At 28.7% G+C, this 25,355-nt stretch carries 22 protein-coding genes and 2 tRNA genes; 15 read left to right on the forward strand and 9 right to left on the reverse strand.

From position 1 onward, the window contains the following. Positions 1-56: 56 nt before the first annotated feature. Together VBN07_RS01820 and VBN07_RS03095 are read left to right on the forward strand one after the other, a co-directional pair. Positions 57-2,507, forward strand: coding sequence for a hypothetical protein (locus VBN07_RS01820; protein WP_323177611.1), 2,451 nt, complete (start codon positions 57-59; stop codon positions 2,505-2,507). A gap of 370 nt (positions 2,508-2,877) precedes the next feature. Further along, the gene (locus VBN07_RS03095; protein WP_416235051.1) at positions 2,878-3,018 is read left to right on the forward strand and encodes a DUF4256 domain-containing protein; all 141 of its coding nucleotides are present in this window, start codon (positions 2,878-2,880) and stop codon (positions 3,016-3,018) included. Between the two features lie 117 nt (positions 3,019-3,135). Here VBN07_RS03095 and VBN07_RS01825 read toward each other — a convergent pair whose 3' ends face one another. The 5 genes from VBN07_RS01825 to VBN07_RS01845 form a co-directional block, all read right to left on the reverse strand. Further along, positions 3,136-4,461, reverse strand: coding sequence for a DUF2179 domain-containing protein (locus VBN07_RS01825; protein ID WP_323177612.1), 1,326 nt, complete (start codon positions 4,459-4,461; stop codon positions 3,136-3,138). A gap of 159 nt (positions 4,462-4,620) precedes the next feature. Then, a tRNA-Lys gene (locus VBN07_RS01830) sits at positions 4,621-4,696 on the reverse strand. A gap of 174 nt (positions 4,697-4,870) precedes the next feature. Continuing rightward, positions 4,871-5,851, reverse strand: coding sequence for a bifunctional oligoribonuclease/PAP phosphatase NrnA (locus VBN07_RS01835; protein ID WP_323177613.1), 981 nt, complete (start codon positions 5,849-5,851; stop codon positions 4,871-4,873). 2 nt (positions 5,852-5,853) lie between these two features. Continuing rightward, positions 5,854-6,819 (reverse strand): bifunctional oligoribonuclease/PAP phosphatase NrnA, encoded by a 966-nt coding sequence (locus tag VBN07_RS01840; RefSeq protein WP_323177614.1) that lies wholly within the window; start codon positions 6,817-6,819, stop codon positions 5,854-5,856. A 182-nt stretch (positions 6,820-7,001) separates the two neighbouring features. Further along, the gene (locus VBN07_RS01845) at positions 7,002-8,129 is read right to left on the reverse strand and encodes a LacI family DNA-binding transcriptional regulator (protein WP_323177615.1); all 1,128 of its coding nucleotides are present in this window, start codon (positions 8,127-8,129) and stop codon (positions 7,002-7,004) included. Between the two features lie 229 nt (positions 8,130-8,358). Here VBN07_RS01845 and gltX point away from each other — a divergent pair, with 229 nt between their 5' ends. The 7 genes from gltX to VBN07_RS01880 all read left to right on the forward strand — a co-directional run bounded on the left by gltX (position 8,359) and on the right by VBN07_RS01880 (position 15,099). After that, positions 8,359-9,777 (forward strand): glutamate--tRNA ligase, encoded by a 1,419-nt coding sequence (gene gltX / locus VBN07_RS01850; RefSeq protein ID WP_323177616.1) that lies wholly within the window; start codon positions 8,359-8,361, stop codon positions 9,775-9,777. Beyond that, positions 9,767-10,174, forward strand: coding sequence for a hypothetical protein (locus VBN07_RS01855; protein WP_323177617.1), 408 nt, complete (start codon positions 9,767-9,769; stop codon positions 10,172-10,174). The genes gltX and VBN07_RS01855 overlap by 11 nt, the downstream gene beginning before the upstream one ends. 166 nt (positions 10,175-10,340) lie before the next feature. After that, entirely contained in the window at positions 10,341-10,772 is a 432-nt protein-coding gene (locus VBN07_RS01860) for a hypothetical protein (RefSeq protein ID WP_323177618.1), read from the forward strand. Between the two features lie 21 nt (positions 10,773-10,793). Then, positions 10,794-12,521, forward strand: a complete 1,728-nt coding sequence (locus VBN07_RS01865; protein WP_323177619.1) for a NusA N-terminal domain-containing protein — start codon at positions 10,794-10,796, stop codon at positions 12,519-12,521. Beyond that, positions 12,508-12,786, forward strand: coding sequence for a YlxR family protein (locus VBN07_RS01870; protein ID WP_257089457.1), 279 nt, complete (start codon positions 12,508-12,510; stop codon positions 12,784-12,786). Before VBN07_RS01865 ends, VBN07_RS01870 begins: the two co-directional genes overlap by 14 nt. Then, on the forward strand, positions 12,779-14,584 hold the full coding sequence (infB, locus tag VBN07_RS01875; protein WP_323177620.1) for a translation initiation factor IF-2: 1,806 nt from the start codon (positions 12,779-12,781) through the stop codon (positions 14,582-14,584). The genes VBN07_RS01870 and infB overlap by 8 nt, the downstream gene beginning before the upstream one ends. Positions 14,585-14,592: 8 nt before the next feature. After that, on the forward strand, positions 14,593-15,099 hold the full coding sequence (locus VBN07_RS01880; RefSeq protein ID WP_323177621.1) for an adenine phosphoribosyltransferase: 507 nt from the start codon (positions 14,593-14,595) through the stop codon (positions 15,097-15,099). A gap of 51 nt (positions 15,100-15,150) precedes the next feature. Here VBN07_RS01880 and aspS read toward each other — a convergent pair whose 3' ends face one another. From aspS to VBN07_RS01895, 3 genes are read right to left on the reverse strand one after another with little or no spacing between them, the layout of a single operon-like run. Continuing rightward, the gene (gene aspS, locus VBN07_RS01885) at positions 15,151-16,857 is read right to left on the reverse strand and encodes an aspartate--tRNA ligase (RefSeq protein WP_323177622.1); all 1,707 of its coding nucleotides are present in this window, start codon (positions 16,855-16,857) and stop codon (positions 15,151-15,153) included. Position 16,858: 1 nt separating this feature from the next. After that, entirely contained in the window at positions 16,859-18,220 is a 1,362-nt protein-coding gene (gene hisS, locus VBN07_RS01890) for a histidine--tRNA ligase (protein ID WP_323177623.1), read from the reverse strand. Positions 18,221-18,245: 25 nt separating this feature from the next. Beyond that, complete coding sequence (locus VBN07_RS01895; RefSeq protein WP_323177624.1) at positions 18,246-19,901, reverse strand: MAG5620 family putative phospho-sugar mutase; 1,656 nt, start codon at positions 19,899-19,901, stop codon at positions 18,246-18,248. Between the two features lie 108 nt (positions 19,902-20,009). Between VBN07_RS01895 and ychF the strand changes: the two genes are divergently transcribed. The 5 genes from ychF (at position 20,010) to VBN07_RS01920 (ending at position 23,619) form a co-directional block, all read left to right on the forward strand. Then, entirely contained in the window at positions 20,010-21,107 is a 1,098-nt protein-coding gene (gene ychF / locus VBN07_RS01900; RefSeq protein ID WP_323177625.1) for a redox-regulated ATPase YchF, read from the forward strand. Positions 21,108-21,140: 33 nt separating this feature from the next. After that, positions 21,141-21,214, forward strand: a tRNA-Trp gene (locus tag VBN07_RS01905). Between the two features lie 141 nt (positions 21,215-21,355). Continuing rightward, positions 21,356-21,613, forward strand: coding sequence for a hypothetical protein (locus VBN07_RS01910; RefSeq protein WP_323177626.1), 258 nt, complete (start codon positions 21,356-21,358; stop codon positions 21,611-21,613). Continuing rightward, positions 21,574-21,957, forward strand: a complete 384-nt coding sequence (locus tag VBN07_RS01915) for an IS3 family transposase (protein WP_323177628.1) — start codon at positions 21,574-21,576, stop codon at positions 21,955-21,957. Before VBN07_RS01910 ends, VBN07_RS01915 begins: the two co-directional genes overlap by 40 nt. 183 nt (positions 21,958-22,140) lie before the next feature. Further along, positions 22,141-23,619 carry a class I SAM-dependent DNA methyltransferase gene (locus VBN07_RS01920; protein ID WP_323177629.1) on the forward strand — a complete coding sequence of 493 codons (1,479 nt, stop codon included), beginning with the start codon at positions 22,141-22,143 and terminating at the stop codon, positions 23,617-23,619. On the opposite strand, the gene VBN07_RS01925 is transcribed toward VBN07_RS01920, so the two are convergent. Further along, on the reverse strand, positions 23,588-24,106 hold the full coding sequence (locus tag VBN07_RS01925) for a restriction endonuclease subunit S (RefSeq protein ID WP_323177630.1): 519 nt from the start codon (positions 24,104-24,106) through the stop codon (positions 23,588-23,590). The genes VBN07_RS01920 and VBN07_RS01925 overlap by 32 nt on opposite strands. 29 nt (positions 24,107-24,135) lie before the next feature. Here VBN07_RS01925 and VBN07_RS01930 point away from each other — a divergent pair, with 29 nt between their 5' ends. Continuing rightward, the gene (locus VBN07_RS01930; RefSeq protein ID WP_323177631.1) at positions 24,136-25,182 is read left to right on the forward strand and encodes a restriction endonuclease subunit S; all 1,047 of its coding nucleotides are present in this window, start codon (positions 24,136-24,138) and stop codon (positions 25,180-25,182) included. Positions 25,183-25,355: the final 173 nt, after the last annotated feature.

The raw sequence follows: 25,355 nt of genomic DNA on the forward strand, positions 1-25,355 counted from the left end.
ATAAAAATGATTTTTTAATAATAAAAATAATAAAGTTTAATAAAATTAAAATAATTATGAAAAAACTAGTTAAAAAATTCTTATTAACAATGCCAGTTGGAATATCTGCTGCATTACCAATTGTTGCGCTTTCTTGCAACAATCAACAAAAAGAGGATCAAAATTTAAAATCATTTAAAGGTGACTACTTAAAAACAGCGAATGTTTTATTTAACAATATTGTCAATACAGCACAAAAATGATTAAATATCATTGAAAATGATTCTGCAGCTAATGAAAGATTAAATAATTTCTTTAGTCAAAATGAAAATGCTAAAGACACGGTTATTTATGTTTTAAAATCAGATCCAGAATCATTTAAAAACAACATTATCGACTCAAACTTAAAACAAATTGAACAAATCATTAATGGCGAAATCCAAAATACTTATAAATACTTTAATGAAGTTTCAAGAATCACATGAGCTATAACTCCACAGTTTCTTAACGGTATTCTTTCTACATTTATTAGATTTATGCCTGAAAGTGAAGAAATTCAACAATCAATGAAATCTGACTTTACTAAGTTAGTTGGATACTTATTTTATTCAAATAGTAAAGCTGAAATCATTAAAAACTACATTCTAATGAACGAGAGTGAAAATAGAGCTAATAAAATTAAATCATTGACAAATGATGCTGCACTTAAAAATTCAGTTGATCAATATTTATTATCAAATCAAAATGTTATTGCTGAGTATAAAAAATTAAATGATGCACAAAACTATGCATATGATTCAATCACTTCATTATCTGAAGAGAAAATCAGAGAAATGTCTGATGAATATTTAAAATTCCAAAAACAATTTATGAGTTTTAGAGAGCAATTTAATGTTCCATATCTTGAATTAACACAACCAGAAAGTTCGCTAAATAAACAATTTAACTCATTAATTGTTCCTAACTTTGCAAAAATGCCAAATATGAACGACATTGGTAAACCTATTCTTGATGAAAATGGTAAGGAGACTTACAAAAACCAAGCAACAACATATGATAGTTTATTAGAGAAATACAAAAAAAACCAAGAAATTAAAGCTCTTATTGAAAAAATCAAAGCTAAAAACTTAAAAGAAAAAGTAACAATTGAAAATCCAAGTGTATTAAATGATCTTACAAATGGAAAAATGTTACCTTTATCAATTTCATTCACAACTAACTGAAATCAATCTTTCAAATTTGGTTCTGTAATTTACTCAAAAAACAAGCAAACAAATTCATTTGATAAATTAAATCTTGAAGAAAAAATTACACAAGGTTCAAAATTAGTTTCATCAATGATTAATGGCTGAAATGCAGATCATATTTTAAAATTATCACTACCTATTGAAATTATTAATTATTGAGGTGTTTTCAACCCTAATGAAGCTAATACAAAGATAAATAAACAATCAAGCGATGAAAATATTAGTGAATTAACAAAACTAACTGACTATATTACATTAGGATTTAACTCGGTCCAACCAATTGAATATAAGATTAAAGAAGAAACTAAAGATAACAACAAATACAATTTATTGCAAATTGGAGTTGTTAGAAATTCATTATTAGGTGGAAGACATTACAAAGATTTTTGAGACACATTCTTCTTAACCCCATCATATGAATACTTAATTGATAAAAATGCTGTTAAACTTTCTGAGCAAGGAATTAATCTTAATGCTTCATTTGACTTATATATAACATTGAGTGATGAAATTTATGAAAACCAAATTAAACCATTAATTATTGACAAAATGTCTGATGAAGAACTTGCGAAAGTATCTGAATTAAAAGCTAAAATTTCAGCACTTGAAGATAAAGAAATCACAATAACAAATGATGATAAGGAAATGATTTCCAAATTTGGTTATATGTACAGATTTAAAGATGTAACTGATGAAACATATCCAACTGAAGCTATTCCTGTTGATCAAATTCCATCTACACTACCTCAAAAATACTTAATTGATGCAATTGATAATTACATTAATGTATCAACAAAAGGTTCAGAATACATTTCTTCTTTAGAAAGTGAAATCTCAAATTACACATCTAGAATTGATACATACAAAAAAGAAGTAATTGCACCTGCTGAAGAAAAACTTGCTGCGTCACAAGATGAAGAAGAAAAGCAAAAATTAAGAGAACAAATCGAGCTTTTCAAAGCTGAAGTAGATAAATTAGAAGGGCAAAAAGAAGAAGCAACAGCAAAATTAGATGCTGCTAAAGCAGAAAAAGAAAAATGAAATATTTTTGACACCAATAAAGTTACATACTTCAAAAACAAATTAACTGAATTAACTGATCCGAAAATTGCTAACCCTAATAAAAATACTGAGAGTGATCCTGAACAAATTTCAGATCCTGAAAACTCAATCAAATATAATAAAGAAGAGCTTGAAAAAGTTTATACAGCTTTTGACACAAGAAGAGCTCAAGAATTCAATAAATTAGTTATTGGATTCACGTTTAAAGTAATTGATTAATTATGAAAATAAATTACATTTATAAAACTCTTTTAGAAAGAAATGCAAATTTGAATCTATTATCAAATGACGAATTTGAAAAATGTGTTTAAATAATTCTTTCCAGCCCAAAATTAATTAACACATTTGATTGAATGGAACAAACTTATGGTGAACCAACATTAGTTTCAATGTTTGACAACATTTATCTTGTAGATTTATCAACTCTGACACCTAATGGAAGATCACTGTGCTAATTAACAGAAAGAAGTTTGTGCCTGAAAATGATGCTTTAAGTCTTGCACATAGTTATTTTAGTTAACTGCTAAGTGAGCAAGACTATAGATTTTTAAATACAATCAAACCACTAGATACTAAGACATCTTCGTAAATTCATACATCTAAAGACATTCGAGATAAAGGTGGCGAAATATTTTGCGAAAATAGATATGGTGCAGTATTTGCCTACCATAATAGTGCTGATTCATATTATTCTTCTAGAGGTTTTAGAGTTAAAGTTAAAATCATTTAACCTATGCACATAGATGCAAAAAGTAAGATATTTAATTTGATATCTTGCTTTTTCTTTTTAATTAATTACTAAAAAAGATAAAAAAAGCTACCTAAAAGGTAGCTAGTTAATGATTTATTAGAATTTATCTTGTGGTAAGTAAATTGAACCATCAATACTTTTAATATCTGAAATAGAGATAAATGCATCGTTGTCAACTTTACGAACATCTTTAATAATACGTAACACGTGTCTGAATAATGCAATTGATGTAATAACATCAATATCTTTTCCTTCGTATCCACCTGTGGCTCTGAAAATTGTCATACCTGTAACAATTTTCTTGTCACTTGTGATAATTTCTTTAACTTTAGCAGCATTCTTTGTAAAGATTTGAACTCTAACAAGTTTAAATTTAGGGAATAATTTATCTAATACACCGATATAAACAACGTTTACTAAGAATGTAGCGATGAAGTTAGGTGAGAAGTAAAGTTCAGCGTGTCATACTTTTGCTTTCAACGCTTCTGCTTGTCTTGTGAATTCAGTTACTTGTGAATCTGTTAATCCCATGTCAATTTTATTCTTAGCAACTAATGAAGGATCAACTTTTGATAAAAGAATTGAACCTGGTAATCAAGACCCAACTAAAACAGCGACAATCATAATTGCTATGTTCATATATCCACTAATTGAACCGAATGATTTTTGTTTTGCGTTTGCGTATCATTCACCGATAACACCTGTAACACCAGCTGTTCCTCCAATGATTTGGATAATAGCAAATACGTAAGCTAATAATACTCCATAAACAATTGCATAAAGCATTAATGCTAACACACTACCTGATGAGTATGAGTCTCATAATAATGGAACTAATCCTGAAAGTGATTGGTAAGCTGTAGGTAAAGCGGCTTTAACAGCTTTGTTTGAGAAGTCCCCGATAATATATGTTGAACCAGCACCTGGGATCATTCCGATTCCGAATGAAACTAATGATGAAACAACTAAGAATAAAATTGTTAAGTTTGTAAATAATTTTCCAACTTTCTTATAACCGAAAATGAAAATAGGAATACTTAAAATAACATAAGCAACTCAGAAGACGAATTGGTCAATTAAGTTAAGCACTGTTCCATCAACTTGTCCAGCTATAGAAACTACTAAAATTTTTGCTCCAGCTTGTCCAAAAGCAGCTAAACCAAAGTTGTAAATACCAACATTTTTAACAAAGAATACACCAATGATACCGAAGATAACTGCTGTAATATTTGTTATTAAAATAATTTTTCAAAGCGGCATTTGTTGGTAGAAGTAATTTAATTTAAGACCAAAGTTAGACATTCTTGTTCTTTTGTATAAAGTGTTCTCTTTTTTAATGTGCACTTTTTCTAAGTTTTCAACTGTGTCTTGTCATTCAGAAGAATTTTGGTCTTTATGACTATTTGACTTTTTAAAAAGCATTTTGCTCCTTTCTTTAAAATTAAAAAATATGTTACCTATCAACAAGATAACTAAATTACTATTCTTATTCTATCACTTTTACAAATAAAGCGAAATTTTAAAAATACTAAATAAAAACCACATATTTTTAATATGTGGAGATTGGTCGCTTAAACGAAATGGTAGACCGTACAGGGTTCGAACCTGCGACCCACTGGTTAAGAGCCAGTTGCTCTACCGACTGAGCTAACGATCCACTAATATTATAAAACTTTTCAGAGTGATTTGATAACCTCTAATTTCAATGATCTAATAAATTAAAATTAACTTTTACTGTAGTGCTCTAGGTTTAAAAGTTGAATTCGATTTCTCTAAATTAAAAATAAATAAAAAATTCCATACATTAATTTGTGTATGGAATAAATTTATATTAAGCGTTAGCTTTTTCTTCTCTTCATCTAGCTACTTCAGCAGCACAATCATCAATAACTTGTTCAACTAAATCAAGTGAGTCAATAATAGCACCTGAGGCTCTTTCATGTCCTCCACCACCTCATTTAACGGCAACATTTCTAACAATTGGTCCATTTGATCTAAATTCAACTCTAACTTTTCCGTTTTCTTCTTCTGTGAATTGAACTCACATTGGGAATCCATCGATGTTAGCAATTGAATTTACTCTAATTGATTGTTGTGGTGTTTTACCAAATTCATTTGTTGTTTTTAAATCATTTTGAATGTAAGCTACACCATCTCTTGTTTTTAATGTTGTCATTAATCAAGCACTGTATTTTAAGTCATCTAATGTAACTTTAGCTAAATTTGAGTGGATAAAGTCTTGTTGTAATCCTGCTTCATATAATTTAGCAGCTAAATTTAATGTTCTAGCTGTAGTGTTATTGAATAAGAATCTTCCTGAGTCAGTGTTGATTCCTAAATATAAGAAGTTAGCAGCTTTTTGTGTGATTTTTCAGTTGTTTACAACCGCGATTTCTGTAATCATTTCATCAGCCGCAATATATGATGAATCAACTCATCTAATGCAATTTTCGCCTAAATCATCATCGTTTGGGTGATGGTCAATTCTAATAACTTGAGCAAATAAGTCTTTGTCTAAAACTTCTCTATATTCAATTCTGTCTTTGAAGTTTGCATCTACAACAACTCCTAAAGCAGTTTTTAAAAATTCATCTGATGGAATTTCATCCATTTTGATATCTAAGAATGAGAATGAACCTTTTGAATCACCTATTGCATAAACTTTTTTATTTGGGAAGTTTGTTTCAAGTAATTCTTTTAATCCAAATTGTGAACCTAAACAGTCTCCATCTGGACGAATATGGTGAAAAATAACGATGTTATCGTATTTTTCTAATTGTTCAGTAACTAATTTTAAATTACCAATGACCATAATTATTTAGCCTCTCACTCAATGATAGCTTGGTTTAAGTCAGCTAAAACGTCTTTAACTTGGTCTCAAGATTGAAGAGTAATTCCGGCAGCGTTATCGTGCCCTCCACCACCATATTTGTTAGCAACTAAGTTAACTAATGGTCCATTTGAACGTAATCTTCCTCTAACTGTTCCATCTTCAAGTTGAATGAATAATGCTCAACAAGAGTTGTCTTCAATATTAGCTAATTCATTTACGTATTGAGCAGCTTCGAATGAATCCATATCATATTTCTTTAATGTTTCTGCATCAATCTCGTAGTAAAGAACTCTTCCTTCTTTTTTGAATCCATTTAAAATGTTTCCAACAAATTTAAGTTGTTTGAATGTTCTTTTTGAAAGTTCTTTTAAGATGAATGATGGGTGGAATCCTGTTTCCATTAAGAATGCTACTAATTTGTGTGTTCTAGCTGATGTGTCAGGGTATAAAAATCTTCCTGAGTCTGTGTTGATTCCTAAGTAAATGTGTGATGCAGCTTTTTGTGTAACTGTTCATCCTGCATCAAATGCGATTTGAGCAATCATTTCAGCAGCTGCAACATAGTGTTCATCGATTCAGTTGTAATCGTAATCGATGTCAGCTGAGTTAGGGTGGTGATCAATTCTTAATTTAGCTGTTGTCTTGTTTTCATATAATAAGTTTGCACATTCAATTCTGTTTCCACTTGAAGCATCAACTACAATACCTAATGAGTTTGTAAAGTCGATTTTTTCAATGTCATCAAAGTGATAACCCATAAAGTCAAATAAGTGTAAGTTATCCCCTACTGTGTAAACATTTTTGTTAGGGTAGTTTGTTCTAATTAATTCTGCAAGTCCAGCTTGTGAACCTAAACAGTCTCCATCTGGACGAACGTGGTGAAAAATAACAATATTGTCATATTTTTCAATAGCATCAATTGCTACTTTTGAATTTCCTATAACCATAATAATTTTCCTTTCTTAATAGTGATTTTTTTAATTTAAATTAAATATTTCTAAATTATATAGCATTTAATTTTTATTAACATAACTTTCAAGATACTCTCATAGGTCTTAAAATCTTTATTTTCATTATTCAAATTGTTAGATTAAAAAAATAGATGCAATTTGATGTTGCATCTAAGATCTTAAGATGTTTTTTCACTTAATTCACTAATTAATTTAAGTTTAATAACTGCTGTTTGTGGGTTTTTTGATGAAAGTTGTTTTGTAATCATTGATTCAATTATCACTCCTATATATGGATAGTCCACAAAAATCTTATCAACATAAACACCTAAACTATCGTAAATTGATTGGTAACCAATGTCACTAATTCTAAAGTGTTTTGAAGCATACGTGTTAATTGAAATAAACGAATCGTGAGTCGAACAAATAATATTTGAAACATTATTTGTATTTGCGAAAGCAATAATTTCTTTAACTTCATCTTTATTTTTCTTAGCACTGATTGGATATCTCATATAAGTCATACTATATTCTGAACAAGCTTCCTTGAATCCTGAAATTCTTTGGAATTTTTGATAATCAGATAACTTTTGATCTTCTAAGAAAATAATTTTGTTTGAGTTTCTCGATCTTGGGACTCTTCTAATAAATGATTTTGTAAGTTTATAAAATGCTTCTCTATCATCTGGAACAACTCAAGAAACACCATCAACTTTGTGTCCATAAACTAAGACAGCAACATCCTTAATGGTTTTAAGGAAATCAAATAATTCTAGATTTTCTTCACTAAGAAATACAACGATTGATTTTGGTTTTCATAATAAAAGATATTTTAAAGTTTCAATATATTCATCAGCTGTTGGTACAGTGTAAAATGTAACAACTCTTCTATTATTTTTTGATGCCCCAGCAATAATTCCTGAAATAATGTTTTGAATATAACTTTGACCATAAAGAGGGCAGATAACAAAAATCGAGCTTACTTGAACTTTATTAATTCTACTTCTTGGATTAGGAACATAATCATATTCCTTTATAACTTCTTCAATTTTTCTTCTGTTATCTTTAGAAACATAACCATCATTATAGAAACGACTAATTGTAGCAACTGAAACACCTGTAAGTTTTGAAATCTTTTGATATGTTATCGGTTTTCTCGAAACTCTTTTACCAAATCTACCAGGCATTTTCACTTCTATTGAGTCATCTAATATTTCTAACGCTTGCTCGTGGTGGTTTTCTAAAATTCCAGGATCTAATTCTTCCCTAAACTTCCTTTTGCTCTTTTTATATTTATCATTAATCATATAATTCAAATTTGATTTCATATTTAAATTATATAAAATCTAAAATTAATTATTTTATATAAAAAAGCAAAAACTTCAAAGACTTTTTTGTGCTTTTTAAAACTTTTACACCTATAGCAGTATGGTAAAAGTTTGGAAATAGCATTTTTTATTAAGTTTTTTCATTCCATGAATATTGTTTTATAATTTTATAACTTTAATATTCAGCTACAAAAGGAGTTATTTTACTATGAGTAAAAAAATCAGAACACGTTATGCACCAAGTCCAACAGGATACTTACACATCGGTGGAGCTAGAACAGCTTTATTTTGTTATTTATTTGCTAAACATTTTGATGGTGATTTTGTTTTCAGACTTGAGGACACAGATGTTAAACGTAATGTTCCAGGTGGTGAAGAATCTCAATTAAATAACTTGGCTTGATTAGGAATTATTCCAGATGAATCTCCATTAAATCCAAATCCAAAATGTGGTAAATACAGACAAAGTCAAAAGTTAGATAGATACAATGAAGTTTTAAACGAACTTTTACAAAAAGGTCTCGCATATAAAGCTTACGACTCATCTGAAGAATTAGAAGCTCAAAAATTAGAATCAGACGCTAAAGGTATTCCAAGTTTTAGATACGACAGAAACTGATTAAAAATTTCTGACGAAGAAAAACAAAAAAGAGATGCTAATGGTGAATATTCATACCGTTTAGTGATGCCTAAAAATCACACTTTAGCTTGAGATGATATTGTTAGAGGTGAAATTTCATTCAACTCTGATGAAATAGCTGATTGAGTTATTTTTAAATCAGATGGATATCCAACTTATAACTTTGCAGTAGTAGTTGATGACCACGATATGGAAATTTCACACATCTTACGTGGAGAAGAGCACATCGGAAACACACCTAAGCAACTTGTTTTATATGAATACTTAAATTGAGAAAAACCACAATTTGGACATATGACAATTATTACAAATATGGAAGGTAAAAAACTTTCAAAACGTGATCTTGTAACAAAACAATTTATCGAAGATTACAAAAATGAAGGATATATGCCTGAAGGTATTTTCAACTTCTTATCATTATTAGGATGAACAGCTGCTGATGCATCTGAATTAATGAGCAAAGAAGAAATCATTGCTAAATTTGATCCACAAAGATTATCTAAGTCGCCTTCAAAATTTGATGTTTCAAAAATGGATTGATTCTCAAAACAATACTTAAAAAATACAGACAATCAAAAATTAATTGACTTAATGAATTTAGAAAACTCAAATTTAGATTCAGAATGATTAAATATTTTTGTCGACACATTTAAAGCTAGCTCTGTAACAGTTTCAGAATTAAAAACTCACTTAAATTCATATTTAAACCCTGAATACTCAAAAACTGAATTCAATGAAGCTGAATTAAATACAGTTAAAGAATTTGCAAATAACTTCAAAAAACTTGCAGCTGATGACTTCACAATTGCAAACATTCAAGAAGCAATTAATTTAACCTCTTCAAATTTAAATGTTAAAGGTAAAAACTTATTTATGCCAATTCGTCTTGCTGCAACAGGAATTGCTCACGGACCTGAATTAGCAAAAGCTATTTGATTATTCGGAAAAGAATTAATTTCAGAAAGACTTAAAGAATATGAAAATTAATTTCAAATCAATTATTAAAGTTCCTACAAATGATGAACCTCAGGTTATTGAGTTTTTAGCACAACTTGATTTATATAACAAAACTGAAGATGGTGTTATTGAACTTAAATTCAATGAACCTAAATACAATGAAACAAATAGAATTGACATTTCAGAAAATGAAGTTAATATTTACACAAACTTAACAACTGTATGTGTAAAGAAAAATGAAGAGGGTAATGCAAGCATTTCAGTAGTTGACCCTTCAACACAGAAAAAATTTGAAATTAATTTAAAAACTGTATGTAAAAACTTCTTCACATCAATTAATGAATTTAACTTTCAATATGACTTATTCACATACGAAAATGATGAAGTTTTAACATCAATTAATATGACATTAGAACTTTATGAATAATACAAAAATACTTTTATGCCTTATGCACTTGCATAAAAATCAATACATATAATAAATACTATTAAAATAATATGGTATTATTTATATACAACGTTAATTATATTTAGAGGTAAGAGAAAGGAGTTGCGAAAGCAGCTCTTTCTATTTACATTTTTATAGGAGAAAAATGTTTGATGAAAAGATTTTAAAAGAGCAATTTTCTAAAGTTTTATCAGCAAAAATGGAACACGATCCTCTTTTAGGAAAAACACTAGAAGTGGTGGTTGATTATAGAAGTTTGGATGAAGTTAACAAACTTGGAAAAGAAATTTCTGCATTTTTAGAGACACAAAAATGATTTACTGATGATATAAATTTAGCAGTATTATCAAAAGGAACAGACCTTAAAATTTCAATGGAAATGTTAGATCAATACATTGATAAATATATTGAAGTCAAAACTCAAAAAAGTTTTGAAGGACAAAATAATTTTGTAATTAAATTAACTGAAGTTCAGCCAGATCACATAGTGGGTAAGTGAAATAAAAAAGGCCAAATTAGAACAATTAAATTAGATATTTCTAATATAAACGAAATTGAAGAATATATTAAGTTTTAACAAAAAATAAAGGAGTAAATAATGGCAAAAGCTAAAAATAAAACACAAGTTGATGTTGAAAGTCAACAACTATTTAAATATATTGAACTTCAAGCAGAAGGTCTAAACTCTCCATTTGAAGAAGTTTTAGAATTATTTAGATCAGAAACTCAAAAAGCAATTACTAAACAAGTGGATCCTAATGCTGAAATTCAATTTGAAGTAGACTTTGATAATAAAGCTGTAAATATGTTCAACTTAAACGGTGAAGTTATTGAAGATGAAGAAATTTCAGAAGATGATGAACCTCAAGTTTTAAGTGAAGATGATGTATTAGCTAAAATCTACACAATTCAACTTTCAGAAGCTAGAAAAAACGATTCAAATGTTCAAGTTGATGATGTAGTTAGAATTCAATTTAAGTTTGCTGGATTATCAGACAAATTAAGAAGAGCAATCACAAGTGGTGTTAAACAATCTTTAAACTTAACAAACAAATCAAAAGTTGTTGAAAAATATTCAAAAATGATTGGACAAAAAGTTCCTGCAGTTGTTTTAAAACACTTATCTAACAACTCATACAATGTTATGTTAGAAGATAAACAAACAGCTTTCTTACCTGGAGCTAAAAAGCCTAAGAACTTGAAATTAAACTTAGGTCAAAAAATTATGGTTTATGTTGATTCAATTAATCCTGAATCAAGATTAAGCATTGTTACAGTTTCATTAAACTCAACAGAAGAATTAGTTGAAATCTTAAGAAACGAAATTCCAGAAATCAAATCAGGTGAAATCGTTATTAAAGACATTCAAAGAGTACCTGGAGAAAGATCTAAAGTTTCATTTGCACTTAAAGATCAAGATAGTGATCAAATTAATTTAGTTGGTTCAATTACAGGACAATTTGCTTCAAGAATTCAATCAATTGTTACTGAATTAGATGGTGAAAAAATTGACGTTATTGTTTACTCACCAGACACACTTGAATATGTTAAAAATGCTATTGCTCCTGGTAAAGCAGTTGATATTAAATGAGCTGATGAAGAAAGAAGAAAAGTTTATGCAATTGTTAAACCAAGCGATGCAACAGTTGTTATCGGAAAACAAGGGATTAATATTGAACTTGCTTCTAAATTAACAGGAACAAGAATTGAAGTATTAACAACTGAAGAAGCACTTGTAAAAGGAATTAAATTCAAAAATGATTATGTTCATGATGTGCACTACTTCAACACAACTCAACCAAAAGTAAATGCAAGTAAAAAACAATCAAAAACAAACTCAATGCTTAAAAACATTGATATGTACATTGATACAGACTCATTATTTGAAGACTTTAACAACAATATTTATACAGAATTAGAAACAGAAACAGTTGTGGAAGAACCAAAGCAAAAAGCAGAAGAAGCTAAAAAACCTGCAACTAGCGAAGTTAATAAAACTAATAAAAATAAAACAGAAGAAATTAACAATATTTTCGAAGAAGAATCTTCAAACCTTGAAAAACTTCTTAACTCATTAGATGAATACAGTTTCGTTGATGAAATCGACAAATACAATGACGAATTCACAGATGAAGTTGAAGATGAAACTCTTGATGAAGAAGCTGAAAACGCTAAAAAAGAAGAGAAAAACAGAAAAATGCTTAATGAATTTAAGAGAACTAAAAATCAACTTAAAGACTTTAAAGTGGATGATGACCTTACAAACTATGGATTATCAAACGTAAAACTTGATTTAGATGACTTAAATTCAGATGACTGAGATTAAAACAGTTTTTCGTAAGTGTATTGCGACAAATCAAGTTTTACCAGTTGATGAACTCACTAGATTCAGTTACGATAAAGAAAATAATTTATTAGTTTTAGACTTACATAAAAACAAAAAACATAGAGGAGCTTATTTTGTTGCAAGTTTAGAAAACTGACAAAAAATAAGAAAAACAAAAGCTTTAAATAGAACATATAAAACTAACATATCTGATGAACAATATGATTCATTAGAAAATGAACTTAAGGAGGTGTTATATGGCTAAAAAACAAAACAGAATTTCAAACGTAAATGAAATTAAAGAGCAATTACAAACAACAAAAACTGAATTAAAAGATGGTGTATTTATTTTCACTGAAAAAATGTCAATTGCTGATTTTGCACAAAAAATCGGAGTACCTGCTACAGAAATTATCAAAAAATTCTTTATGCAAGGTAAAATGTACAACCTTAATACACTTTTAGATGAAGAGCAAATTGCTGAAATGGCAATTGAATATGGATATGACTTCAGAAAAGAAACAAACATTAATGGTTCAAACTTCCTTGATGAAGTTCAATTTAAAGATGATCCAAAAGATTTAGTTAAAAGATCTCCAATCATCACTGTTATGGGGCACGTTGACCACGGTAAAACTACATTAATTGACAAAATCAGAAACTCAAACATTGTTTCAACAGAAAGCAGTGGAATTACACAACATACAGGTGCTTACCAAATTAGTCACAAAGGTCAAAAAATCACTTTCTTAGATACACCTGGACACCAAGCATTCACACAAATGCGTGCTAGAGGTGCTAAAGTTACTGATATTGTTGTTTTAGTTGTTGCAGCTGATGATGGTGTTATGCCTCAAACAAAAGAAGCTATTGAGCATGCTAAAGCAGCAAATGTTCCAATGATCGTTTTTGTTAACAAAATGGATAAACCTAACAAAGACCTTGACAGAATTAAAGGTGAATTAGCTGAAAACGATGTTCTTATCGAAGAATATGGTGGAGATGTTCAAATCGTTTATGGTTCAGCACTTAAAGGTGAAGGACTTACAGAATTATTTGATGCTATTATGTTATTAAGCGAAATTTTAGACTTAAAAGCAAATCCAAAAAGATATCCAATGGGAACAATTATCGAATCACGTGTTGATAAAGGAGTTGGAGTTGTTTCTACAATTATTGTTGAAACAGGAACATTACACAAAGGAGACTTCTTAATCGCTGGTTCAAAATACGGAAGAGTTAGAATGATTACTGATTCTAATGGAAACCAAATTGAAGCAGTTGAACCGGGAGCACCAGCAATTATTTCAGGTCTTAACTATGCACCTGATGCTGGTGATAAATTTGTTGGATTCAATGATGAAAAATTTGCTAAGAAATTAGCTCAAGAAAAAGCTACAGCTGATCGTATGGATTTACTTCACTCAAAAACTATTACAGATCAAAATATTGATGGTAAAAAAATTATCAACGTTATTATTAAATCAGACGTTTACGGTACTTCTCAAGCTATAAAAGATCAAATTGATGGTCTAGAAAATGAAGATGCTATTGTCAAAGTTATCTCAGCAGCAGTTGGAAACGTTAATGATACAGACTTACTTTTAGCTAAAGCGTCAAATGCAGTTATTTTTGTATTTAACTTGAGAGTTTCACAAAATATTAAACAAAATGCAGCTGCATCAAATGTTACTGTTATTTCTCACGATGTTATTTACAAAATTATTGAAGATGTTCAAGGTATGCTTGATGGTGAAAAAGCACCGATCTATGAAGAACAAAAAATTGGAGAAGGTCACATTATTCAAATTTTCTTCTACTCAAAAGTTGGAAACATCGCTGGTACAATGTTAGATGAAGGTGTTGTAAGATCTAACTGTAAAGTTAAAGTTTACCGTAAAGGAAAACTTATTCACGAAGGTGTTATTGACTCACTTAAACGCGAGAAAAATGACGTTAAAGAAGTTCTTAAAGGTAAAAACTTCGGAACACACATTAAAGGATTTAATGATATTGAAGCAGATGATGTCCTTGAATTCTATGAAGATGTAAGAGTTAACTAATAATTAGTATGAAAAATCTTAAAAATTTAATTACTGATATTACTAATTTTCCTAAACAAGGAATTGTATTCAAAGATATAGCACCACTATTAGCTAATCCTAATGCATTTGCCTATGTCATAGACAAAATGGCACAATTGTGCAAAGAAGCAGACATCATTGTAGCACCTGATGCAAGAGGATTTATCTTCGGAACTCCTGTTGCTTATAAACTTAATAAACCATTTATAATGGTTAGAAAGAAAGGTAAACTGCCAGGTCCTACAATTTCTCAAAAGTATGACTTAGAATATGGTGATAACACTTTAGAAATTCAAGATAAAATTCTAAAACCAGGTCAAAAGGCAATCATTATTGATGATGTTTTAGCAACTGGTGGAACTACAAAAGCTATTATTGATTTACTTCAATCTCAAGGTGTAAAAGTTCTAGCTAATGTTGTTTTAATGGTCTTAAACGAACTTGATGGATACAAGAAAATCAGTAAACTAATTGATGTAAAATCAATTCTATAAATTGCAAAATAAAAATACTAGACTTACGAAATCTAGTATTTTTTTACATCACTATTTAGACTTGACTTCAAGGAATAATTCTGTTAATTGCTCTGAATCAACACTTGAAGGAGCTTGGGTCATAAGGTCTTCATTTTTTGAATTTTTAGGGAAAGCAATAACATCTCTAATAGTTTTTTGGTTAGATAAAATCATAATTAATCTATCGATTCCAAGACCAATACCACAGTGTGGTGGGACTCCATATTCAAAAGCTTTTAAGAAAAATCCGAATTTGTTTTGTTGTTCTTCTTTTGACAGATCGATCATTTCAAACATTTTAGTTTGAACTTCTTCGTCATAAATTCTAGCTGAACCTGAACCTAATTCAAACCCGTTAAGAACTAAGTCATAACTTTTTGCTCTAATTTTTTCTTTAGGTAATTTATCTAAATCTTCTAATGGATTATCGAATTGAGTGAATGGATGGTGAGCTGCTGCTCATTTTCCTGTTTCTTCATCATATTCGAACATAGGTCAGTCAATAATTCATTTGAAGTTATATTCATCTCTAGCTCATCCGTATCAAGAATTAAGTTCAACTCTTAATGCTCCTAAAGCTTGTGAAGCATTTTCGAATTTATCAGCACAAATCAAGTATGTTCCTTCACCAAATTGTGAAATTAATTCTTGGACATCTGCTGGATTTAATTTTTGGGCAAAATTTGTTTCAACTAATTCTTTATTTTCATTAACGACCAAGTAGAATAATGCTTTAACTTTGTTTTTCTTAGCTATTTCTTCAAGTTTCTTGTATTCTTTTTTGTTAATTTTTTCTACAAAATGAAGCAATCTAATTGAAGGAGCTGATGTTATGATGCTGAAATCACTGTTTTTAGCAAATTCAGGAATATCAACAATTTTGTTTTCAAATCTAAAGTCAGGTTTGTCTGATCCATAATCTCTAATACAGTCATCAAATCTTACTCTATCAAAAGGAACTTTGATATCAACATTCATAACTTTTTTCATAAAGTGTTTGAATAAACCTTCAATGTATGATTGGAAGCTAGGAACATCCATAAAACTTACTTCGATGTCTAATTGTGTGAATTCAGGCTGTCTATCTTTACGTGAGTCTTCATCTCTGAAGCATCTTGCTATTTGGTAGTATTTTTCAAATCCTGAAATCATTAATAATTGTTTGAATAATTGAGGACTTTGTGGAAGTGCATAAAATGCATTTTCTTTATTACGTGTAGGGACTAAAAAGTCTCTAGCGCCCTCTGGTGTTGCTTTAGATAAAATTGGTGTTTCGATTTCTGTGAATTCTTGAGATTGTAAGTATTCTCTAATTGCAAAAATTACATCATTACGTAATTTAATGTTATTTTGCATCACATTTCTACGTAAGTCTAAGAATTTATATTCAAGTCTTAATTCTTCTTTAACTTCAATGTCATCTCTAATTTGGAATGGTAATTGTTCTTTAGATGATGATAAAACTTTGTATTCATCAACTAAAATTTCAATATCTCCTGTAGGTAAGTCAGGATTTCTATCTTTTCTTTCACAAACTGTTCCAGTTACTTCTAAAACAGATTCTTTTGTGAATGAAATAGGTGTTTTAAATACTAATTGCGTAATTCCAAATTTGTCACGTAAGTCAACGAAATTTAATTCACCAAATCTACGTTTGTTAGCTACTCACCCGTATAAAGTAACAACTTGTCCAACATTTTCTAATCTTAATTGATTATTTTTAATTGTTTTTTTCATATTATTTTCCTTCTTCTAATTCTTCAATAAGAAGTGCAACATCAGCTAATTTAGAATCACTGATTGTGATGTGTTCATCGCTATTTTCTAAAATAAAGTTAAGTGCAGAAATGATACCCTCTTCATTTTTTGAGAATGTAACTTTTTCTCCTGTAACCATATCTCTAATGATTAATAAGTTAGGATCAATCATTTTGTCATCATAGACTAAGAAGTCAGCAGTTCTCTTTGCTGCTTTTTCAAATAACTTTTTATTTTTAATTAAAGAGTGTTCTGTGTAAACTGATAAACCAGCTGTCGCAATATAATTTTGCCCCATTATAGTACCAAAAGCAATATTATCTTCATCATTTGTCATCGCAATATAAACATCAGCGTGTCTTAATTCTGTATCTGGTTTTAAAATTTCCATCGCATTTTCTCTTACAACATCAACAACACGATCAATTCCCATTCCAAAACCAACACTTGAAATATTATCTCCACCTAATTGAGCTATTAAGTTTGAATATCTTCCACCACCAATTAATGTAAGTCCACTTGTTGAGCCTTTACCTGCTGTTACAAATTCAAATACAGTTTCATCATAGTAATCGAGCCCTCTAACTAATTCATTTGAAACTTTGTATTCAATATTTGCTGCATCAAGTGCTGTAGTAACTTTTACAAAGTATTCTTTTGATTCATCTGATAAATAATCAGCAATTTTAGGCGCATTTTTAATAAAAGGTTTTTGTGAATCTTCTTTATCATCAAGAATTCTTAAAACTTTTTTGCTTTCTAATCTTTCTTGTGAAATTTTGCTTAACTCAGATTTGTAAGGTAATAAGTAGTTATATAAAGCTTCTTCGTATTGTTTCCTACTTACTTCATCACCAATTGTGTTGATTTTTAATTCTCAATCAACCATTAAGTTATCTAAAATGTGTGCAGCTAATAAAATAACTTCCACATCTTTTGTATAAGTTTTTTCACCTACAAATTCAACACCTGCTTGATAAAACTGTCTGTATCTACCTTTTTGTGGTTGCTCATATCTGAACATTGGTCCATAGTAAGCAAATTTACTAAATCCATCATTTAATCATTTTTGTTCGATAAGTGCTCTAACAAAAGGTGCAGTTCCCTCGGGTCTAAGTGCTATATCTCTGTCACCTTTGTCTTTAAATTCATACATTTCTTTTTTAACAATTTCTGAATCATCCACAGAACGTCTGAAAAGTGTAGCTTGTTCCATAATAGGCGTTTCCACTACAACATAACCTGCTTTAGCAACTGTTTCAGTGAACATATCAGTTACAAAATCTTTTAATAAAAACTCTACTGGTGAATAGTCTTTTGTTCCTTTAATTTTTGTAATCATAGTAACTCCTTAATATATTTGGAAATTATACTTTTTTCTCTTGCAGCTTGTTTATTTGTTTAACAATTTTTAAAATTCTTTTTCTGATTTTGTTTTTAACTAAATTAGCTCATATAGTTTCTAAAAATGGATGAAATTTATACATATGAGATTGAAATTCAGTTTTAATTTCGATCTCTTTTTTAGCTTTCTTGTAAGAAATACTTGTAATAGTTGAAAACCTTTTACCTTTCGTTTTAACTTGAAAAATGTAATGTTGTTTTGTGTTATCTCAATCAAGTAATTGGAGCTTATCTATTTTTGATTTTTTAAGAAAGCCGGTTGGTTTATTGACTAAATAATCAAAAACATTTTTCATATCTTGAACAGTTTTGTTAATGTATGAATAAACATAGTAAGTTTTATTCATTGATTCAATCATCTTGTTGTATTTAAGTGTAAGTAAGTTATTGTTTTCTAAATACTCTTGCAACATCACACAGAAGTTAAATAGAAAACCATAATTTTCAAAACTTAAATGCTCATTAATATCATTTGAAAATGAATTTGAATTGTATGCAAATAAAATGTTGTTTGGATCATCCATTTTATTTTCAAATTCATAAGGAATTTTAAAAGTATTAAGTAAGTTGATAATTAACTCTGAAGCATCTAGTGGAATAAAAATATTTGGTTTATCTGTTAACTTAGTTTCTTTTCATTTTAAATATTGATTTGAAATGAAAAGATAAGCTATTTGGTCATTATTTAATTCAACAAAGCTATTTTTAACTCTAGCAAACAACTTAATATCATTATGTTCATCCATAACAATAATTAAGTTAGCATTGTAATTAGTTGATAGAGCTCATTTAACAATAGAAAAAGTTGAATTTTTATTTTTTAAATCTTTGTTAAGTGTTGGATTCAATTTTGAAACCTTAACATTTAAATTTGATAAAAATCTATTAATAATGTAGTTTGATAAATTGTCGCTAATAAGCGTATAAACAACCAATTTGTTGTTTGAACTAAAATCAAATTCAGATTTAACTGATTTTAAGAAGTTTTCATAAGCTGAGTCAATAACTTTGTCTGAGTTTAGAACAATCGAATAATTTGAATCAGAAACAAATATGTGATCTTTAACTTCATAAAGCTCATTAATTAACTTCTCTTGTTCCTCAAGTGAAATTAATTTATTTTTGTTGTAAATTTTTAAATAAAATTTATTATTAGTTTCTTTGTAATCTAAATAAACTGAATAATCTAAATCCATATTGTTTACAGTTGTATTGATAAAAAAATCATTTAGCTTATCAATATTAAAAGTATAAACGTGGTACTTTTTATCATTTAAAAACCTAATCAATAAATCTTGAAGTTTTGAATTAATATTAACTTTGTTTTTTAATGCAACTAAAACTTTTCTTTTTCTATTAAAAATTGACTTTCTAGGAAGTGATTTATCAAAAAGTGAAATCAAATTAAGCAATGTATAAGCGTTTAAATTGTTGTAACCAAGTTGATTTTGTGTATCGAATTCAATTCCATAAACAGTTGATTTCGCTCTTGTGTAAAATTCACCGTTTGGAAATTGATTATCAACCTTTCTAACAAATTCATTAATGTCTGAGTTTATTAGTTCTTTGGATTTATAGAAATTAAATCAATGTGTGATTTTATTGTTAATTTGACTCATTTTCACCTTTCTTAAAATTTATTTTAATTTTATCAAATTAAAAAATTACTTTTCAAGCATTTAGAGTAAAATTAAAAACATAATTATTGATTAAAAAGGAGTTTATTTATGTCACTAAAAGCAGGTATTGTAGGTCTTCCGAACGTAGGTAAAAGTACATTATTTAGTGCAATTACTAAAAAGCAAGTTGAATCATCTAACTACGCTTTCACAACTATTGAGCCTAACATTTCATCAGTTCCTTTAATTGATCCAAGATTACAAAAAATTGCAAACATTATCAAACCAGATAAAATTGTTTGAGCTACATTTGACTTTGTTGACATAGCCGGACTTGTTGAAGGTGCATCAAAAGGTGAAGGATTAGGAAATAAATTCTTATCAAACATTAGAGAAGTTGATGCAATTATTCACGTTGTTAGATGTTTTGAAGACAAAAACATCTTGCACGTAGCTAATTCAGTAAATCCTGTAAGAGATAAAGATGTTATTAACTATGAGTTAATGTTAGCTGACTTAGAAACAATTAACAACGTAATTAATAGAGTTACTAAAAAAGCTAAATCAGGTGATAAAGATGGTTTAATTGAATTTAATGCTGCTAACAAAGTTAAAGATGCATTACTTCAATCAATACCGGCTCGTGATGTTGAACTTGATGAAAATGAATTAAAAGCTGTTAAAGGTTATCATTTACTCACATTAAAACCAATAATTTATGTAGCTAACTTAGGCACAGAACAGTATGCAAATTACAAAGATGATAAACTTTATAATGAGCTTAAAAATTCATTAAAACCAAATGAAAAAATCATTCCAATTTCAGTTCAATTAGAATCTGAGTTAGTTGATTTATCAAATGAAGAAAAAAACGAAATGCTCTCAATGTATGGTGTAGAACGTAGTGGTCTAGATGTTTTAACAAGAGAATCATTTGATCTTCTTAATTTAGAAACATACTTTACAGCAGGTAAAATTGAAGCAAGAGCTTGAGTTTATCATAAAGGTTGAGCAGCTCCTAAATGTGCAGGAATTATTCATACAGACTTTGAGAAAAAATTCATTAAAGCAGATGTTATTGCATATGAAGATTACATTGAATACAATGGTGAATTAGGTGCTAAAAACGCTGGTAAAATGCGTTCTGAAGGTAAAAACTACATTATGAAAGATGGTGACGTTTGTCACTTCAAATTCGGGAAATAATAAAAAAATCATCATTTTAGATGATGATTGTATGGGGGTTTAGTATAGTGGTAGTGCTGCAGTCTCCAAAACTGAAAGTAAGGGTTCGATTCCTTTAACCCCTGCCAAATTTCAAATAAATTTTCTGGTGTTTTCGAAGTACCAGATTTTTTTATTTTTGATATTTATTTTAATAGAAGAATTTAAGAATATTTTTAGCTATTTTAACTTTTAAAATAGACATAAATTACAGAACATGAGGAAGAATAATGAACAAATTAAATCTAATTTGTGTAGTTAGGTCAAAATGCAAAGTTAGAGAAATCAAGATTATAAATGTTAAAGTTAAAGATTTTGTAAATAGAGATTACAATGAAATTACAAATAATGTTATTGCAAGAGATGTTTCATATATAAAAGCGCCAAATGATATAGATGAAAATAACGATTATCTTTCAGTTGCAATACATCATAAAACAAACAAATTTTGAATTGAAACTTATCAAGAAGAAATGATACAGATTTAGTTATTTCACACATCAAGGATATCAAGTTTAAAAAACCTTGAATTCTTAATTCAGATCACAGATTTCAATATTCATCATCTAAATATCTCGATGTAGTTGCAAAAAACAATGAAAATGTATCTATGGGTAGGGTTGGAAATTCATTAGACAATAGGGAAGTTGAATATTTCTTTTCAAACATCAAATCTGAGTGTTTAAACTTTGTAAATCACAAAACAATTTGCTTTGATAAACTCAAAAATATTATCAAAGATTACATTGAATGATATAACAATGAAAGATTTCAATTTGTGTTAAATTGAAAAACACCTCAACAATATTGAGATGCTTTGAGTTTTTTATAAATTGTTTATAAGAATTGTCCTAGTTTAATTTTTCTTGTTCTTATAAAATTCAGCAATCTAGTTGTAGTAATCTAGAATCTGATTTAACCCAAAAACATGCAGAATATAGTGATAGAATAATAAAAGGCTTTGATTATGATATAATCAAATAATTAAAAATATTGAAAGAATTTAAGGATAAGTATGTCACAAATAATTGATGAAAATGTTTTATGAAAAGCAGCAGAAAAACTAAGAGACAAATGTGATCCTGCTGATTATAAAAATGTTGTATTGGGCTTAGTCTTTTTAAAATATGTTAGTGATAAGTACATTGCTAAATATGATGAGCTCAAAAAAGTTGGTGATGGTAGAGAAAAAGATCAAGACTATTACATTCAAGATCATGTATTTTTAGTACCTGAAAATGCTTTATGAACCAATATAGCAAGTCACTCTAAACAAAGTGATTTAGGTCAAGTAATTGATGATGCCTTCATCGAACTTGAGAAACACAATAATCAACTAAAAGGAATTCTTCCTAAAACTTATTCTAAGAGTGATTTAGATAAATCTGCTTTAGGAGACTTAGTAGACTTTTTCACTAATGATTTAAATATGGAAGATGCTGATGGTGATTTCTTCGGCCAAGTTTATGAGTACTATGTAGGTGCTTTTGCTAAGCATATACCGACAAAAGGTGGAGAATTTTTTACTCCAAAATCTGTTGTTGAATTAATGGTTGATATTTTAGAACCTTATAGTGGGAAAGTTTTTGACCCATGTTGTGGAAGTGGTGGTATGTTTGTTCAATGTTCTAAGTTTGTTAAAGAACATCAAGGTAATGTTGATAACATCTCAATTTATGGACAAGAATCAAACCCTGGAACTTGAAAAATGGCTAAAATGAATTTAGCTATTAGAGGACTTGAAGGGAATTTAGGTGAAAAAAGCGCTGATTCTTTTACAGATGATTTGCATAAGTCTTTAAGAGCAAATTACATCATTGCTAATCCACCATACAATTTAAAAGATTATTGAAAACCATCTCTGGAAGGTGATCCTAGATGAGTATTTGGAAAACCGGACATGAAGAATGCTAACTATGCATGACTTTCATTAATGTATTCTAAATTAGCACCTAATGGTAAAGCAGCAATATTGATGCCAAACGGAGCTACAACAAGTAATACTAAAGATGATTACAAAATTAGAAAGACTATGATTGAATCAGGTAAGGTTGAAGCAATTCTAGCATTGCCTGATAAATTATTTTCAAATGTTACCATTTCAGTTCAATGCTGAATCTTAAATAAAGGAAAAACTAACACCGATGTTTTATTTGTAAACGCATACAACTTAGGGAAATTAGTCTCAAGAAAAATAAGAGTCCTTGAACAAGAAGATGTAGACAAAGTTGTCAAAGCTTATCGTGATTTTAGAGAAGGAACTCTTGAAGATATACCAGGTTTTTGTAAGAGAGCCACATTAGAAGAAATCAAAGAAAAAGATTTCTCTTTAAATCCTGGAAGATACGTTGGAGCAGATGAGTCTAACAAATTATCTCCTGAAGAAATTCAAGAAGAGTTAAGAAAGACCACTGCTGAATTATTAGAATTAATGAAACAAAGTAAAGAACTAGAAGATAAGGTTAAAGATATATTAATGGAAGAATTAAAATAATGTTAACTATCTGTTGTTGCTTTGATGTCTCCAATATAGGAATATTTAGTTCACCATACATTATTGCATTTAAATTAGATCGTGTACTTCCTGTGAATAGCGATTTCACTTGCTTTCAATATGAATTTGATTGACAATAATAACCGACATAACGTGGATTTATTTTGCTAGAATCGATAGAAAACTTAATTAAGTAGCCTGCATAAACTATTTTATCCGGACTTCCATTGTGAAAATAATTTCTACCGGTACTATTACCGGTTCTAGCAAAAACTATGTCATTTTCATTTAAAAAGTAGTTTTTATATTTTGGATATTCATCCACGTTTATACATGCAGGCAACGGTATGTTAATTCTTGAGTCATCTGATATATCAGTGATTCTGAGGTATTGTGGCGATGATGGTTCACATTTGTATGCTGAGGCACCGATTCCATATGAACCTTTATTACCTATTGATATATCTTTTAACTTTACTGTATTCATATAAAACTCCTAGAAATGAGGTATTAGTAATGAAATTGAAAAATATGGTAAATATCATCAATGGTTCGACCCCAAGTACTTCTAATCCTGAATTTTGGGATGGTGATATAAAGTGAATAACACCAAAGGACATGTCTTCGTTAAAGACTAGATATATTTCTTATGGTAATAGAAATATAACAGAATTAGGATATAGCAGTTGTTCTACTACTTTAGTTCCTAAAGGAACTGTTCTTTTAACTTCAAGAGCTCCGATTGGATATGTTGCAATAGCAGAGAACTCACTATGTACAAATCAAGGGTTTAAATCAATGATTTGTAATGAAAATCTAGTTAAACCTACGTATTTATATTATTGGTTACTTAAGAATAGAGAATATTTAAATTCAATTGCTGGAGGTTCGACATTCAAAGAGCTGTCTAAAGAACAACTTGGAAATGTTGATATCGAATTACCAAACTTAGAAATTCAACAACACATAGTTAACACTATAGGAACAGTTGATAATTTGATTGAAAAAATTGAGGAGAAAATAAATTTTTTAAAAATAATGTCAACAAATCTTTATTCTCAAAATTCTGAATATCCATGTATACAAAATCTATCATTAGCAGATGTATGCTTAATAAAAACAGGAAAAATTAATGCTAATGAAGCTGATAAGACCGGTTCTTTTCCGTTTTTTACATGTGGTACTAATGAGTTACTAATTAATGATTATGCTTTTGATTGTGAGGCTATAATAATTGCTGGTAATGGTGAAATCTCAGTTAAACATTACAAGGGTAAATTTAATGCATATCAAAGGACTTATGTATTAGAACCTCAAAAATATTTTTACTTGTTTCTAAAAGAATGTGAAAATAATATAAATGTTTTGAAAAATAATTCTCAAGGGTCAGTAATTAAATTTATTACTAAACCGATGCTTGAAAAAATATCAATAAATCTAAACAATCATTCTGAAGAAATTAATGAGAAGACAGGTCAAATTTACAACTTAATTTTAAATTATAGAAATCAAATCTCTTTATTAATTAAAATTAAAGATATTTTATTAAGCAAATATTTCTAGATAGTTAACACTATAGGAAGCGTCGATCATCTTATCGAAAATTATCAAAATCAGATATCAAAAATATTAAACATATTTACTATGTCTTTATCTGATAAAAGTCTCATTCCTTTTGAATATTACTCGCCTCAAATTATTAAATCTGGTATAAAAAAATATAATAATACCAAGAA

The sequence above is a fragment of the Mycoplasma sp. 4404 genome, assembly GCF_034863325.1.
Classification (GTDB): Bacteria; Bacillota_I; Bacilli_A; order Mycoplasmatales; family Metamycoplasmataceae; genus Mycoplasmopsis.